13 protein-coding genes are annotated in these 15,417 nt (G+C 46.2%); 8 read left to right on the top strand and 5 right to left on the bottom strand.

The window, feature by feature from the left end:
* Positions 1 to 750: 750 nt before the first annotated feature.
* The 4 genes from R7Z41_RS20680 to hemC are packed head-to-tail and all read right to left on the bottom strand — an operon-like array spanning position 751 to position 4,830.
* The gene (locus R7Z41_RS20680) at positions 751 to 1,932 is read right to left on the bottom strand and encodes a heme biosynthesis protein HemY (protein ID WP_104975683.1); all 1,182 of its coding nucleotides are present in this window, start codon (positions 1,930 to 1,932) and stop codon (positions 751 to 753) included.
* Positions 1,932 to 3,143, bottom strand: coding sequence for a uroporphyrinogen-III C-methyltransferase (locus tag R7Z41_RS20685; protein ID WP_206971043.1), 1,212 nt, complete (start codon positions 3,141 to 3,143; stop codon positions 1,932 to 1,934). Before R7Z41_RS20685 ends, R7Z41_RS20680 begins: the two co-directional genes overlap by 1 nt.
* A 17-nt stretch (positions 3,144 to 3,160) precedes the next feature.
* The gene (locus R7Z41_RS20690; RefSeq protein ID WP_005383386.1) at positions 3,161 to 3,889 is read right to left on the bottom strand and encodes a uroporphyrinogen-III synthase; all 729 of its coding nucleotides are present in this window, start codon (positions 3,887 to 3,889) and stop codon (positions 3,161 to 3,163) included.
* 2 nt (positions 3,890 to 3,891) lie between these two features.
* Positions 3,892 to 4,830 (bottom strand): hydroxymethylbilane synthase, encoded by a 939-nt coding sequence (hemC, locus tag R7Z41_RS20695; protein WP_206971042.1) that lies wholly within the window; start codon positions 4,828 to 4,830, stop codon positions 3,892 to 3,894.
* A gap of 346 nt (positions 4,831 to 5,176) precedes the next feature.
* On the opposite strand from hemC, the gene R7Z41_RS20700 reads away from it, so the two are divergent.
* Entirely contained in the window at positions 5,177 to 7,705 is a 2,529-nt protein-coding gene (locus R7Z41_RS20700) for a class I adenylate cyclase (RefSeq protein WP_053350817.1), read from the top strand.
* Positions 7,706 to 7,774: 69 nt separating this feature from the next.
* Here R7Z41_RS20700 and cyaY read toward each other — a convergent pair whose 3' ends face one another.
* Complete coding sequence (gene cyaY / locus R7Z41_RS20705) at positions 7,775 to 8,089, bottom strand: iron donor protein CyaY (RefSeq protein WP_005383391.1); 315 nt, start codon at positions 8,087 to 8,089, stop codon at positions 7,775 to 7,777.
* A gap of 74 nt (positions 8,090 to 8,163) precedes the next feature.
* Here cyaY and lptM point away from each other — a divergent pair, with 74 nt between their 5' ends.
* From lptM to R7Z41_RS20740, 7 genes are all read left to right on the top strand, one after another.
* The gene (gene lptM, locus R7Z41_RS24700; protein ID WP_005378746.1) at positions 8,164 to 8,280 is read left to right on the top strand and encodes an LPS translocon maturation chaperone LptM; all 117 of its coding nucleotides are present in this window, start codon (positions 8,164 to 8,166) and stop codon (positions 8,278 to 8,280) included.
* A 61-nt stretch (positions 8,281 to 8,341) separates the two neighbouring features.
* The gene (gene lysA, locus R7Z41_RS20715; RefSeq protein WP_033907276.1) at positions 8,342 to 9,595 is read left to right on the top strand and encodes a diaminopimelate decarboxylase; all 1,254 of its coding nucleotides are present in this window, start codon (positions 8,342 to 8,344) and stop codon (positions 9,593 to 9,595) included.
* Positions 9,596 to 9,605: 10 nt separating this feature from the next.
* Entirely contained in the window at positions 9,606 to 10,436 is an 831-nt protein-coding gene (dapF, locus tag R7Z41_RS20720) for a diaminopimelate epimerase (RefSeq protein ID WP_005378744.1), read from the top strand.
* On the top strand, positions 10,430 to 11,161 hold the full coding sequence (locus tag R7Z41_RS20725) for a DUF484 family protein (RefSeq protein WP_005383398.1): 732 nt from the start codon (positions 10,430 to 10,432) through the stop codon (positions 11,159 to 11,161). Before dapF ends, R7Z41_RS20725 begins: the two co-directional genes overlap by 7 nt.
* The gene (gene xerC / locus R7Z41_RS20730) at positions 11,127 to 12,059 is read left to right on the top strand and encodes a tyrosine recombinase XerC (protein WP_005378742.1); all 933 of its coding nucleotides are present in this window, start codon (positions 11,127 to 11,129) and stop codon (positions 12,057 to 12,059) included. The genes R7Z41_RS20725 and xerC overlap by 35 nt, the downstream gene beginning before the upstream one ends.
* 8 nt (positions 12,060 to 12,067) lie before the next feature.
* Entirely contained in the window at positions 12,068 to 12,784 is a 717-nt protein-coding gene (yigB, locus tag R7Z41_RS20735) for a 5-amino-6-(5-phospho-D-ribitylamino)uracil phosphatase YigB (RefSeq protein WP_054575533.1), read from the top strand.
* 138 nt (positions 12,785 to 12,922) lie between these two features.
* Positions 12,923 to 15,409, top strand: coding sequence for an EAL domain-containing protein (locus tag R7Z41_RS20740; RefSeq protein ID WP_053307415.1), 2,487 nt, complete (start codon positions 12,923 to 12,925; stop codon positions 15,407 to 15,409).
* Positions 15,410 to 15,417 lie beyond the last annotated feature (8 nt).

Raw genomic sequence — 15,417 nt, forward strand, 5'->3', positions numbered from 1 at the left:
GGTTGAAAGCACCGGTCTTGAAAACCGGCATACGTTAATAGCGTATCTAGGGTTCAAATCCCTATCTCTCCGCCACTATTAAGAAGCCTCGCTAGAAATAGCGAGGCTTTTTTCATTTCCGCACATCTTTATTACTCTATCTGTGCTTGCCAAAAATCAATTCCATATGCGATCTACTTTTCGACAAAGTAATATTGGTATCGGTCTTGGTTGTGACGTTTTGATTTTTGCTAAGAAGTGCAGTTGCCTCTAAAGCTGTTCATCCTCATCACTGCATGCTGTCCCGATAAGGTTGTTGGAGATGCTTTGTTAAGGTGTTGAACCATCTATTGCCTTATCGTTCTCTTAAAGCACTACCATTGCTTCTCTAGCCCCTTTTACTGGATAGACCGAACAAATAAGCATACTCAAATAGCCACTGTTTCACTGATGTATCTTTTTGTTTTGCTCAGTCTAGCGATGCGTGTGCTCTATTGCCTAAATCTAGCTACGTCTTAAAACCATACATCAACAGGCTAAAGTTACGTATTCCTGCATCTTTTAAAATTGTTTTGGATTCTGCTGGAATGACAGGATCAGAGTAGTCAAAAGAGAAGAGTGAAAGTGAAACGATAGTGAGTTGCTAGGAAGTTGGAAATTACTTGGGAACCAATGAATTTGATAAACATATTGATGTAAGGACTAAAGGGTTAATAGCAGGCAATAAAAAAGCCGACAGGTAAGCTGTCGGCTTGGTTAGGTCATCTTAAGTTAGTCATTCTGTACGAGCGTGAGAGCTTTACGAGAGACTTCGTGAGCAGCTTTGGTTAGATTTTGCTTCTCTAGTGTGTCTGCTAGGAATGCATAGTCAGAGACGTCAGAGCGAAGCTTTAAGGCGATCTCAAAGTGATCCTGGGCTTCTTGCCACTTCTCTTGACGGAAATAGAAGTGCGCTAATGCGCTATGGGCAGCGGCGTTATCCGGTTCTTTCTTCACTACTCCCTCTAAGAAGACCACGACAGGGTGGGTATCTGGCAGATTTAGATCTGGCAGTAGTTGATAAAGCTCTGGGGCTGGTTGTTTTTTTAATGCTTCTTTTAGCACGGTAAAGGCTTCTGCATCAGCTTTTCGTGTGATGAGTTCTCGAGCAAAACAGGCAACGAGGTGTGTGTCTTGTTTCACTTTACGTGAGAGGCTATTCCAATGGGAGATTAGCCCTTCGCTACCCTGTTGCTGCGCTACTTCATGGAGTAAGCCGCACTGCGCCTTTTGAATCAGCTCTGCATGTTCTTCGTCCGAGATGAGTTTTGCTTTGGTTAGTTGTGGCAAGAGGTCAATAAGAGGTTGCCACAACTTTAGCTGCATGTACGTTGTTTTCAGCAAGTTCAATACAATAGAGTTACTCGCATACTGACTTTTTAACGATTGCAAGGTATCGAAAGCGGACTCGAACTCGTTGTCGCGGATAAATTGTTTCGCTCGAGTCAGCTCTACTGCGAGATGGGCGTTCTCTTGTTGGCTCGCTAGCTCTAGATAGTGATCTCGTTTTGCTTTATCACCTTGACCTTGTGCGGCTTCAGAGGCAACTAAGTAGCAAAGCAGCGGCATATCGTGATGATTTGCCCAGCGAGTTACTTTTTTCTCAGCACCTTTCCAGTCACCTTCTAGAAGTTTAATAATGCCTTCATTGGTGTATCGGCGGGAATGGCGCATTTTGCGAACACTGAAGTAGTTCCATGTTGTAGAACTAGCATAAACTAACTTCTTAATCAGGTACTCAAGCAGAAAAAGACCTGCGAGTGCTGCGATAACGAAAACCACTAATGTCGTTACGCTCATCTCGATCGTTTTCTCGGCAATGGAGATGAGTACATAGCCTTGCTGACCAGAAAGCTGGGTGCCAACAAATAGTCCTGCGCCTAGTACAACAAATAGGAAAATAAGACGAAACATTACTTATCCTCCATGCCTGTCATCGTTGTGACTTCACGACGTAGGCGTTCACGGATGACATCTGATAGTTGAGACTGACTTTGCAGTTTTGTTGGGTATTCCACTTGAATATTTTGCTGACTTAGCAGGTTAACCGTTTTGTTGAACTCTTTAACGGAATTATCGTCTTGGTTGAAGAAAGCTAATGCCCATTTGTCGGCTGTTTTTAGAGATGTGGTGTAAATTTCACCTTGTTCTTGGTACACCGCTTTTATTGCCGTTTCCAATTTGGCTTTGATGTTTTCTTTCAGGTAAAAGTGTTGCTCAGGAGAAAGCAGTGGAATGACGTTACCATCGCGCGTGCGGAAGGTAATGAAGTTTTCTGAAAAGTCCTTCAAAGAGGTCATTAAGTTATCTTGCCAGTTTGCGATATCTTCAGACACTTCAGTGTTTTCTACGGCTTCAGCTTCAGGTAGCAGTGCATTGGCGAGAGGGAGCTTGTCTACTTGCTGTTGCAGGGCAGTTAAGCGTAGTACCAATCCATCACGGTCAATTAGCGGGATAGTGCGAAGTTTGGTGATATCGTTTGCCATTGCTTTACGTAGTTTGACGAGACTAGGGTCATTCAGCGCTGCAATGCGTTGGTCTGCACTTTCCATCAGTTGAGTCGCGCTTTCTACATCGTGCTCTAAGAACAATTTACGGCCGGCTAATTTGACGAGGTAATCGGCTTCCGCCAATAGCCAGTCGTTTGGTCGACGACCTTTCACATCGGCAACGGCGAGCTGTAAGCTTTCAATGCTCTTCTGTTGCTGTCCAAGTACCACTTCCGCTTTGTGTGTCACGGTTGTTGCTTTCTCGATGGTTTCTTCTTGTACCCGGCTGAGCTCTTGCTTCATGGAAGCTTGAGTGCTTTCTAGCTGACTTTTTAGTTGGGCGATCTGCGCTTGGTAATCGGCTTGCTGTTGATGCAGCTTGTACGCGAGGCCACCGCCAAAAATAATCGATAAGATGATAGCGACCGTGCCTAGTTTGACACCGCGTTTACCTTGTTTTTCTTCAAACTCGACTTTGGTTGGCTCTGCTGTTTTTGGGGGCTCGGCCGCTTGTGGTTGCTCTTTTTTAAGGTCCGCATCCTGCTGCGATGTGGTTTTTTCGACTAGCGGTGTCGATGAGGTTTCTTCGGAAAGGTTTTTATCGTTATTTTTTTGGTCGTTATTTTTACTTGTCATGCCTATATCCTGTGTAGCTAGGGCTGGAGAGCCGCCAGTAATTCTTGGTTGGATGCGCTTCCCGTGCATCTCACGCGAGTGAACCCCCTTTGAATTGCAATGTCAGCGATACGCTGACTGGGGATATACAACTCTTGTTGATTAAGCCAAGTCAATTGCTCCGACGTCAATTGGCTGCACAAATAATCCAGTTGTTCACCACTGGTGACAATAATCTGGTTAATTTGTAGGTTTTTCCATAGTGAGATACAGCTTACTGGATCGAATGGGATGAATTCTCTCTTGTAAGTCTCACTATAGTGAACTTTTGCGCCACGCCTCACCAATGCATCTTTGATCAGCTCTCTTCCGCCGTTACCACGAAGGATAAGAACTTGTTGTTGTGCCACATTGTTGAGCTCTGGCAGTCGCAATAAGTGTTCACTATCACTGACTTGGGGATAGTGTACTTTCTGTTGGGTACATTTGCTTAAATAGTGTGCTGTTTTTTGACCAACGGCAAGGTAAATAGCTTGTTTCGGCCATGACATCCCGTTGCTGGCTAAGATTTGCTGTGCACATTGCACTGCATGTCGACTAACAGCGATAACAATTTGAGCTTGATGTAGATGTTTAGAGAGGTGCGTGTCCGTGAGATCGGCGACAATGTCGATCAGAGGATGGTGATATGCGGAAATGCCGTGCCTTTCGAGCAGAGAGCAAAGCGCGTTGCCTTGCTCTCCCGGCCGAGTGACCAACACTGCCATGGTTATTCGTGATCTGCGTACAGCTTAGTTAGGATTTCACGAGCGCCGTTATCTAGCAGCTCATTGGCTAGCTGCACTCCTAATGCTTCGCCGTCTTTACGATGGCCACGAATTTCACCACGCACAATTTCGCTGCCATCTGGTTCGCCAACTAATGCGCGTAGCCAAATGTTGTCGCCGTCTAGCAGGGCATAGCTGCCGATAGGTACCTGACAGCCGCCTTCTAGCGTAAGGTTCATTGCGCGCTCACACAAAACGCGGTCTACGGTGTCTTGGTGGTTAAGTGGCTCAAGCAGCTTAAGCAGTCTTTCATCGTCAAGGCGGCACTCAATACCGACAGCACCTTGCCCTACCGCTGGTAGTGATTGCTCTGGTTCGATAAAGCTACGAATGCGCTCTTCAAGCATCAATCGTTTGAGGCCAGCCGCAGCAAGAATGATTGCATCATACTCACCCGCATCTAACTTACCAAGGCGAGTGCCCACATTACCGCGAAGCTCTTTGATGATGATGTCCGGACGATATTCTTTCAGTTGGCATTGACGGCGCAAACTGCAAGTACCAACCACGGCACCTTGAGGGAGCTCATCAATGTGGCTATAGGTATTAGAGACGAAGGCATCACGAGGATCTTCACGCTCACAAATGGTCACGAGGCCAAGGCCTTCTGGGAAATCGACGGGTACGTCTTTCATTGAGTGAACGGCGAGGTCTGCACGTCCTTCTAGCATCGCGATTTCAAGCTCTTTTACGAACAAGCCTTTGCCGCCAACTTTTGCTAGTGGTGTATCTAAAATCACGTCACCTTTGGTCACCATGGTTACTAACTCGACTTCCAAGCCAGGGTGAGCGGCTTGAAGGGCGTCTTTAACAAAGTAAGCTTGCCATAAAGCAAGAGGGCTTTTTCGAGTTGCAATGCGAATCGGTGTGGATTGTGTCATGATCTTCTCAATGCTGTTTGGATTTGGGTTTATCCTACCATTCTCATCAAGAAATGCTTACTGTTAGTTCGTTATCTCTGAAGGCTATGAATGGAATTACATGACGTTATGAAAATAGTGTGACTGGATTCTCAATTAGACTAAGGACTATTATTAGTAATAGGTAATAAGAGCGAAACTACCGCGCGATTAATTTTGTGACTAAAGTATGGTTTTGTATCCAGAGTGATACGCGGGCGTGAAGCTTTACCCGCACCAATAAAAGTGTTAAATTGATCACGTTTTTAAGCCATTTTGGTTTAAAACGTCAGCAGATTTTCGTGATTGTTCAACCAAGGAATTCCCCTTGCAGGCTTACACCCAAAAAATCATCCAGCGACTAGATAATTTGAATCAGCAGCGAGTTGATCGCGCGCTGGCGCTTATGGATTCGCAAAGCCAGCAAGTCTTCCATTTGATTCCTGCCTTGTTGAATTACAACCATCCTGTAATTCCTGGCTATTATGATGCCGATGTCCCTTTTGGTGTGCATGGGCTTGAACTAAATAGCATTCAGCAACAATTCATAGATGATATTCAACTTGCCATTGGTCAGCCGCTCAAGACGGTAGAAAAGCCCGCTATATTGGGTTTGTACACCATGGGCAGTACCTCCTCGATTGGTCAAAGTACTTCCAGTGATTTGGATATTTGGGTGTGTATCTCACCAGAGATGGATTGTGACGAACGCGAGTTATTGACCAATAAATGCTTACTCATCACGGATTGGGCACAAAGCAAAGGCGTGGAAGCGAACTTTTTCTTAATGGATAAAGAGCGCTTTAGAAGCAATCATTCTGAGGAGATGACAGGTGATAACTGTGGTTCATCTCAGCACTTACTTTTGCTAGATGAATTCTATCGTAGTGCGGTGCGTATTGCCGGACAGCGTTTGTTATGGCAAATCGTGCCGCCAGAAATGGAAGAGTGTTACGACGAGTACGTTTCTCAACTGTGCAGTGATGGTTACATCGACTGTAGTGAATGGATCGACTTTGGTAAATTGAACTGCATTCCTGCTGAAGAATACTTCGGCTCGAACTTGTGGCAGTTATACAAAAGCATCGACTCTCCCTACAAATCGGTATTAAAAGCCATCTTGCTAGAAGCTTACTCGTGGGAATACCCGCATACTCAATTGTTAAGCATCGACACTAAACGTCGTTTCTTTGCCCATGAGCCTGATCTCTATGGCATGGATGCGTACTACTTAATGTTGGAAAAAGTAACCCGTTACTTAGAGCGAATTCAAGACGATACACGTTTGGATTTAGTGCGTCGCTGTTTCTATCTCAAAACCCATGAAAAATTATCTCGTGAGCCGAATGTTGGCTCAGTAGCTTGGCGTCGTGAAGCGCTGAGCGATATGATTGCAAAATGGAATTGGGATGCCAGTGTCGTTGCAGAGCTCGATGACCGCCGTAATTGGAAGGTTGAACAAGTAAAGGTGGTACATCATGCATTGCTGGATGCGTTGATGCAAAGCTACCGTAACTTGATTCAATTTGCGCGTCGTAACGACATCACTTCTGCTATCAGTCCGCAAGACATCAGTATTTTGGCCCGTAAACTTTACGCAGCTTTTGAAGTATTGCCGGGCAAAGTAACGTTACTAAACCCACAGATTTCACCTGATCTGCACGAGCCTGACTTGAGCTTTATCGAAGTGAAAAAAGGGGGGGTAAACAAGTCTGGTTGGTACCTCTATAAACAACCGCTTATTGCGCACCGCATTTTGGGGCAACCATATCTAGAGCATCATGAATACTTGAGTAAGTTGGTTGCTTGGGCATTCTTCAATGGCTTGATTACTGAATCGACTCGTTTACATGCCGTGGTACGTGAAGCGCAGCTAGATATTGATAAGTTTTACCAAATGGTGAGTGACTTACGAAATACTTTTGCGTTGCGTAAGCGTCGTCCATCTATGCAGGCGCTAGCGAGTCCTTGTGAAATAAGCCAGCTTGCGATGTTCATCAACTTCGAAAATGATCCGACGTCTGAACTTTCTGGTCGTTCGTTGAAAGTGGATGTTAAGAACACCGATATTTTTAGCTTTGGTCCAGAACATAAAAATTTAGTCGGCAGTGTTGACCTTGTTTACCGTAACTCTTGGCATGAAGTGCGTACGCTGCATTTCAAAGGGGAAACGGCGATGCTGGATGCACTGAAAACCATTTTGGGCAAAATGCACCAAGATGCGTTGCCACCAGAATCAGTGGATGTGTTCTGCTATGCGAAGAACATGCGTGGTGTGATGCGTAATATGGTTTACCAGCTTTTAGCTGAATGTATCGACTTACGCTTAAAACCAGTAGAGCAAGAGAAACGCCGCCGCTTTAAAGCGATGCGTCTTGGTAACCAGACTTATGGGTTGTTCTTTGAACGTCGTGGTGTGTCGGTGCAGAAGCTAGAAAATTCCATCGATTTCTACCGCAGCATTTCCACTAACAAACTCAAAGGCTCGCCGCTGTTAATGCTCGATCGTGAGCAAGAATATCAAATGCCTGAAGCGGTGGATGGGTTTGCCAGTGAAGGTCTAGTGCAGTTCTTCTTTGAAGATAACGAAGATGGCTTCAATATTTATGTGTTGGATGAGTCAAATCAAGTGGAAGTGTATCACCAATTTAGCGGCTCTAAAGATGAAATGATTTCGTCTGTAAACAGCTTCTACACGTCGGTAAAAGACGATAGTCGCGTCGCGTCTAAGTTTATTAACTTTAACCTGCCTCAGTACTATCAAATTATTCACCCTGAAGAGGGGAATGCGTATATCATTCCTTACCGTAATGACGGTTGTTCACCGAGTCGCCCGACCAAAACTGTGAACGCGTAATTAAACCCGTATCAATAAACAAAAAGAGCACTTCGGTGCTCTTTTTGTTTTGGTGACGATTGACCAGAATTATGCCCAATCAATGGCTTCGCCTGCGTGCTTTTCACATTCTTGCTTCACCATTTCAAATAGCTCCATACCCGTTTTTGAGCAGGTCCATTTACCTTCAATAAGTTTGAAGTGGAAACCACCAGATTTGGACGCTAGCCAGATCTCATGCATCGGCTCTTGGCGATTAATGATGATTTGGCTGCGGTCTTCAAATTCCAATGTCATTACGTTGCCAGTGACTTCGTAATCAATGTCTGCGCCTGAATCATCGATGGATTCTTCGATGATTTGCATCTGCGCATCCACCAGTTGATGAAATTCAGTATCGTTCATCCGTCTATCCTATTGCTTTTCCTGAGTGTGGTGCGATTATAGGGGGCATTGATTCAATAATCACGATATGCGAAATGAAAAAATTAGTTACTGTGTTGTTTGTGATGGTTGCCGCGACCTTAGCGGGGTGTGGTCAGTCTGGCTCACTATACATTCCAGATGACACTCAACAGAATGAGCAATCACAATAAATAACCGCACCTTAGGGTGAAATTAGGGTTCAGCAGTCGAATAAAATAAGGGAAGCGAATTTTGGATTACTTCAACTATCAGGATGATGGCCAGCTTTGGGCCGAAGACGTCCCACTTCAAGCTCTTGCAGAGCAATATGGCACTCCTCTTTACGTATATTCTCGAGCCACGCTAGAGCGCCATTGGAAGGCGTTTGATAGTGCTGTGGGTCAGCATCCTCACCTAGTTTGCTACGCGGTGAAAGCCAACTCAAACTTAGGCGTATTGAACACGCTAGCGCGTTTGGGATCGGGTTTTGACATCGTGTCGGGTGGTGAACTTGAGCGTGTGATTGCCGCAGGCGGTGATCCGAAAAAAGTCGTTTTCTCTGGTGTTGGTAAAACATCGGCAGAGATGAAGCGCGCTCTTGAGCTAGGTATCAAATGTTTCAACGTTGAATCTGAGCCAGAGCTAGAACGTTTGAACAAGGTTGCGGGTGAGCTTGGTGTGATTGCACCAATTTCTCTGCGTATCAATCCAGATGTCGACGCGAAAACACACCCTTACATTTCGACTGGTCTTCGCGACAATAAATTCGGCATTGCGTTTGATCGTGCGCCAGATGTTTATAAATTCGCGCAAAGCCTGCCGAACTTGAATGTGCAAGGCATCGACTGCCACATTGGTTCTCAGCTGACCAATATAGACCCATTTATCGACGCGACAGACCGTTTATTAGCTCTGATTGATGATTTAAAAGCACAAGGCATTAACATTCGTCACCTTGATGTCGGCGGCGGTTTGGGTGTGGTCTATCGTGATGAATTACCACCTCAGCCTTCTGATTACGCCAAAGCGTTACTAGGCCGTCTTGAAAATCACCAAGACTTGGAGCTGATCTTTGAGCCAGGCCGTGCAATTGCTGCGAACGCAGGTATCTTGCTAACGCGTGTTGAGTTTTTAAAACATACTGAGCATAAAAACTTTGCGATTATCGACGCTGCAATGAACGACTTGATGCGTCCTGCGCTATACCAAGCATGGCAAGATATTGTGCCAGTTTCACCGCGAAAGGGTGAAGCTCAGACTTACGACTTGGTTGGTCCTATTTGTGAAACCGGCGACTTCTTGGGTAAAGATCGCGCACTCGTTTTGCAAGAAGGTGATCTACTCGCGGTTCGTTCAGCAGGTGCCTATGGTTTTGTGATGTCTTCGAACTACAATACTCGTACCCGAGCGGCAGAAGTGATGGTGGACGGTAAACAAAGCCACTTAGTTCGCCAGCGTGAGGAGCTGACCAGTTTGTGGCAGCTGGAACAGATTCTACCGGAGTAACACACAACAAATGCATTTCCACTTTTCCAAAATGCACGGTTTGGGCAACGACTTCATGGTCGTCGACTGTATTACCCAGAACGTGTTTTTCTCGCAAGACCTGATCCGCCGCTTGGCGGATCGTCATACTGGCGTTGGTTTTGACCAATTGCTTGTGGTAGAGGCCCCTTACGACCCTGAAACCGACTTCCATTATCGGATTTTTAATGCCGATGGTAGTGAAGTTGAACAGTGTGGTAACGGTGCACGCTGTTTTGCCCGCTTTGTTCGCTTGAAGGGGCTGACCAATAAATACAGCATCAGCGTGAGCACCAAGAAAGGAAAGATGATTCTCAACATCGAAGATGATGGGGAAGTGACGGTCAACATGGGCGTGCCAGAGTTTGAACCGAACAAAATTCCTTTCAAAGCGAAGCAAAAAGAGAAAACTTACATCATGCGAGCAGGCGACAATACCTTGTTTTGTGGTGCTGTGAGCATGGGTAACCCGCACGTAGTGACCGTGGTCGACGATGTGGATACGGCAGAAGTGGAAACTCTCGGTCCGCTGCTTGAGTCGCATGAGCGTTTCCCAGAGCGCGTCAACGCTGGCTTTATGCAGGTGATGAGTCGTGACCATATTCGTCTTCGAGTTTACGAGCGAGGCGCAGGAGAGACACAAGCTTGTGGTAGTGGTGCATGCGCGGCAGTCGCGGTTGGGATTCTGCAGGGCTTGTTGGATGAAAACGTTAAGGTTTCTCTACCTGGTGGTGAATTGCGAATTGCATGGCAAGGTCCTGGCAAGCCGTTGTTTATGACCGGACCTACAACGCATGTATTTGATGGTCAATTGTCTTGCTAGTTGAAGAAAAAGGAAACGGTTTGTCTCAAGTAGAAGCAGATGCCTTAACGGCTGAAGTAGTGGCCGAGTACCTCAAAGATCATCCAGACTTTTTTGTGCAACGTCCGGAGCTTGTGGATCGTTTATCTTTCCCACACTCAGACTTAGGCGCGGTATCTTTGGTGCACATCCAAATGAATCGTCAACGTCAGCGCATTGAAGAGTTAGAGGAAGAGATCACTACACTAATGTCGCTTGCGGCGAACAATGATCGCACCTTTTACGAATTTATGGATTTGCAGGGGCAGATTCTAAAGTGTGGTGACTTTAAACAAGTCATTCATTCTATCGAAGAGAAAGCCAAAGCATTGGGCTTACGTGCGTTTGTTCGATTGTTTAGTCAGTGCGACGCATCGATTCAATTGAGTAAGGAAAGTTATCAACGCTTTGCGACCACTCACTTAAATGGCAAAGATGCGTACTTAGGACGTCTTCGCAAAGTGGATCGTGAAGCTTTGTTTGGCAACATGGAAGTGCCGGAAATGGGGTCCTATGTGGTACTGCCGCTCGTGAAACAGCAAACACTGGGCGTGCTTGCTTTTTCTAGTGAAGATGGCGGCCATTTTCAGCCAGATATGGATACCTTGTTTTTGCGTCACCTATCATTAGTGGTGGCACATCTCGCTCAAACACTGGTATGGCAAAGTTACGATGACGACAACTCCCAACACTCCTCTGCCAAATAGTCTGCAAAAGCCTCTTGAGCGCTTCTATGAATTCTTACGAAGCGAAAAGGGGCTTAGCCTACATACTCAGCGCAATTACAAACAGCAGCTAGAAACAATGGCGCAGCACCTAGCTGAAATGGGGCTCAAAGATTGGTCTCAAGTGGATGCTGGTTGGGTGCGCCAATTAGCAGGTAAGGGTATGCGAGAAGGCATGAAAGCCAGCAGTTTGGCAACGCGACTCTCATCGCTGCGTAGCTTTTTCGATTTCCTTATTCTGCGTGGCGAGATGTCGGCTAACCCAGCCAAAGGGGTTTCAGCACCTCGCAAAAAACGCCCGTTGCCCAAAAACCTCGATGTTGACGAAGTGAGCCAATTACTTGAAGTCAACGAGGACGACCCGTTGGCTGTGCGCGATCGCGCCATGATGGAGCTGATGTACGGCGCCGGTTTACGTTTGGCTGAGTTGGTGGGTGTGGATGTACGTGATGTACAACTGCGTAGTGGTGAGCTTCGTGTTATTGGTAAAGGCGATAAAGAACGTAAAGTGCCGTTCTCTGGGATGGCAACCGAGTGGGTTGGGAAGTGGCTACGCGTTCGTGGTGATTTAGCCGCTCCAGGTGAGCCCGCCTTGTTTGTATCTAAGCTCGGAACGCGTATTTCGCATCGTAGCGTGCAAAAGCGCATGGCTGAATGGGGGCAGAAACAGTCTGTCGCAAGCCATATTAGTCCGCATAAATTGCGTCACTCATTTGCGACACATATGCTCGAATCAAGCAATAACTTACGTGCGGTGCAGGAGCTTTTAGGGCACGAGAACATTTCGACGACCCAAATCTACACGCACTTGGATTTCCAACATTTGGCGCAAGCCTACGACCAAGCCCACCCACGCGCACGCAAAAAGAACGGGGAGTGAGCCGAAGTATGAAATTTTATCGCCGTATCGAGCCTATTAAGGCAATGACCTTTGACCTAGATGATACCCTCTATGACAACTATCCTGTGATCGTTCGCATGGAGCGTGAGTTGCTATCTTGGCTCAAGCACCATCATCCAGCGGTTGCTCATATGAACAAAGCGGATTGGTTTGCTCTCAAACAGCGAGTTGTGCAGCAACAACCCGAGCTGAAGAGCGATGTCACTTTATGGCGTTTAGTGCAACTTCAGCAAGCCTTCTCCCAAGTAGGCTACGACGAAGACGCAGCACATGCCGCCGCGAAAGCCGCAGTAGACGTTGCGTTGGACTGGCGTAGCCGTTTTGAAGTGCCGCAGCAAAGCCTCGATGTACTGGAGGAACTCGCGCAGCACTTCCCGTTGGTGGCAATCACCAACGGTAATGTGGATTTAGACCGCATCGGTCTTACGCCTTATTTCCAACAGGTACTTAAAGCAGGGCCAGATGGATTGGCGAAACCCGCAACCGATATGTTTACTAAAGCGAAGCGATTCTTGGATATTCCTGCGGAGAATATTCTGCATGTCGGTGATCATCTAACCACGGATGTGCATGGTGCAAAGTTGGCTGGTTTTGCAGCCTGTTGGTTTAATGATATGAATAAAAATGTCATTAACCATTCAAAAACACGTACTTTACCTGATATTGAAATCAATAGTTTGCAGCCGTTACTCACACTTTTTTAATTGCTTTCGCATTAATCCATTCTAATCTCATTTTGTGTCTAGAAAAGCAGCGCAAAGCCACGTAAATTATTCTCTATTAAATAAAAATAGTAACGCCACAAGTCGTGGTGAAGATAGTGTTACGGCAGTGGTAGGTCCATGCGAGCTTTTTCAAAACTGGTTCACGATGTCAGTCAACTGAATGACTTTTTAGTCACTTTTCCGACTTCCTCAGATAAACAATATTTAGTACAAATATTGTCGACGCAATCGCGCGAAATTACGACCACACTTGCAGACGCCGTTTTGTCGTCGCTGCCGAATGCTCATGTTATGGGGCATAGTACGCGTAATGTGATTCTGGAAGGGGAGATATTTACCTCTGGTTGCCTAGTGAGTGTGATTGAATTTGAGCAAACCACGCTGACTTCTGCGGTACAAACATACTCTTACTCCCCTGACATTGATGGCGGGGAGCTCAAGCGCTCTCTTCTAATGCAGCATAATTCACAGGTGATCCTCAGCTTTGCTGTGCAAATTGAACGACGTGACTATCCCTTGTTTCAAACCTTCGCCAGTGAAGAAGTAGTGATTTCTGGAGGGTTGGCGCAGAGTATTGACGATGGCTGCTGGGTGCTATATCAAAACCGAGTTTACGATAACGCTGTGGTTGCCGTAGCTTTGCACAGTGATACTTTGAAGCTATGGACTGATGCGTATTCGGAATGGAACCCGATTGGCATGCCACACAAAGTCACTCATGCAAAAGGAACGCGCTTGTATTGTTTAGGTGAGAAGAAAGCGCTGGAAGTATACAAGCGTTACTTGGCGGATGGCCATGACGTGACGCTGAGTCAACTGCTCAGCTTTCCTTTGTATCGAGAAAGCTTAGGGCGAAAGGAAGTTTGTACGGTAACGGAGCTACACGCTGATGGCAGTATGAGCTTCGACAGGCCCTGGTGTCTTGGTGACGAAGTGCAATTTTGCTATAACCATCCCTCGTTAACGCTCGAGCAAGTGCGGCATGGTGTGGTTGAGTTAGCCATGCACCAACCTGAAGTCGTGATGATTTTTAACTGCGCGTCACGGTTAGACTTTATTGACAGCAGCGACGAAGTCCAAGCCTTTAAAGATATTGCGACGACGTTTGGTAGTTACTGTATGGGGGAACTGCATGGTGGTATTGGTCAGCCCGAAATTCTTCATCACAGCCTGACGTATTTAGCGATGCGAGAGGGAGACGAAGTGCAAACATTGAACTTGCCTAAGTCGCCCGTTAGCTCCTCTATTTCACCGTTGTTTAGCTTGATTCGAAATGCGATCGGCGATCTCAACCATATGAACGCGCATATGGGATATCAACTCGATCGCCAAACGCGCAAGTTACAAGAAAGCTATCGACGCGACAGTCGCACGGGGTTACAAAACCGGGTCGCATTGCAAGAGCGGCTGAGTAACATCGATTTGGATGAGCATTTGTTGACTCTAAAGCTACTTAACTTTAGTCATATCAACGAAAAATACGGCTACCGAGTGGGAGATCAATTACTCAAAGATCTCTCAATGCACTTTACGAATCGATTACGAAAGCGTTTCGGCATGCCAACGGCTTTGCAGCTTTATAGTATTGGGGTTGGTGAATGGGCGTTCATATTTAAAGCTGATCAAAGCAGCGAGACCATCAAACAGCACTTTACGCGTTTTGCTGACGCGGTAGAACAAACTAATTTTGAGCCAATTGGCCTACGTGAAATAGATTATCTTTCTATCTCGCTATGCGGCGGCTTAGTGAGTCGTCGAGACTTTCCATCCGCTTCAGTAGATGAGCTCTTACTCAAAGGCATCGAAGCGAGGCGCTCTGGTGTACGCAGTAATACCCATATCTGTAATGCGAAAGATATTGAAGTCAGTGAGGATGTGCGCAAAGAGCAACTTGGATGGCTAAGTTGCGTCAGTAGAGCCATTCTCAAACAGAATATCATCACCTATAGCCAACCGATTGTGCATGCGGGTAGCCACAAATTGGCAAGCCAAGAATGTTTGGTTCGTATTCTGGAAGCCGATGGAACGGTGATTGCGCCAGGGCGTTTTCTGCCAATTATCTCTGATACGCATCTTTACACTCGACTAAGTCGGCACATGATTCATTCTACGTTGCATTACATGCGAGATAAGCAAGGTGACTTTTCTATAAACTTATCGCCGCAAGATTTGCTCAGTGATAAAACTTTAATACTTTTAGAGCATGAAATTAGCCAGCTAAATGACCCAAGGCGAATTGGTTTAGAAGTGCTGGAATCTGAGCAGATCAAAGACTATGGCCGAATGATAGAAGTGTGCAGTCATTTTAGAAGCTTAGGGGCGCGTATCATTGTTGATGACTTTGGGTCCGGCTATTCGAATATCGATGAAATCCTAAAGTTGGAGCCAGAAGTCATAAAGCTCGATGGCAGCTTGATTCGTGATATTGATAAAGACTTAAAACAGCGCAAGATCGCTTCCCAGTTGGTGCGTTTGTGCCAGGTGTTTAACGCGGAGACGGTGGCGGAGTTCGTCCACAATCAGGAGGTGTGTACCATTGCACAAGACATGGGGGTGGATTATTTGCAGGGTTACTATCTTGGCGAGCCGACTCGACTGTTTTAATGATGTTT

The organism is Vibrio sp. 1457 (assembly GCF_033340195.1).
GTDB lineage: Bacteria > Pseudomonadota > Gammaproteobacteria > Enterobacterales > Vibrionaceae > Vibrio > Vibrio alginolyticus.

What these genes read in the sequence shown, in the direction of transcription:
- R7Z41_RS20680 (WP_104975683.1), bottom strand. Translation starts at nt 1,932, where the DNA reads ATGTTTCGTCTTATTTTCCTATTTGTTGTACTAGGCGCAGGACTATTT.
- R7Z41_RS20685 (WP_206971043.1), bottom strand. Translation starts at nt 3,143, where the DNA reads ATGACAAGTAAAAATAACGACCAAAAAAATAACGATAAAAACCTTTCC.
- R7Z41_RS20690 (WP_005383386.1), bottom strand. Translation starts at nt 3,889, where the DNA reads ATGGCAGTGTTGGTCACTCGGCCGGGAGAGCAAGGCAACGCGCTTTGC.
- hemC (WP_206971042.1), bottom strand. Translation starts at nt 4,830, where the DNA reads ATGACACAATCCACACCGATTCGCATTGCAACTCGAAAAAGCCCTCTT.
- cyaY (WP_005383391.1), bottom strand. Translation starts at nt 8,089, where the DNA reads ATGAACGATACTGAATTTCATCAACTGGTGGATGCGCAGATGCAAATC.
- lptM (WP_005378746.1), top strand. Translation starts at nt 8,164, where the DNA reads ATGAAAAAATTAGTTACTGTGTTGTTTGTGATGGTTGCCGCGACCTTA.
- dapF (WP_005378744.1), top strand. Translation starts at nt 9,606, where the DNA reads ATGCATTTCCACTTTTCCAAAATGCACGGTTTGGGCAACGACTTCATG.
- xerC (WP_005378742.1), top strand. Translation starts at nt 11,127, where the DNA reads ATGACGACAACTCCCAACACTCCTCTGCCAAATAGTCTGCAAAAGCCT.
- yigB (WP_054575533.1), top strand. Translation starts at nt 12,068, where the DNA reads ATGAAATTTTATCGCCGTATCGAGCCTATTAAGGCAATGACCTTTGAC.
- R7Z41_RS20740 (WP_053307415.1), top strand. Translation starts at nt 12,923, where the DNA reads ATGCGAGCTTTTTCAAAACTGGTTCACGATGTCAGTCAACTGAATGAC.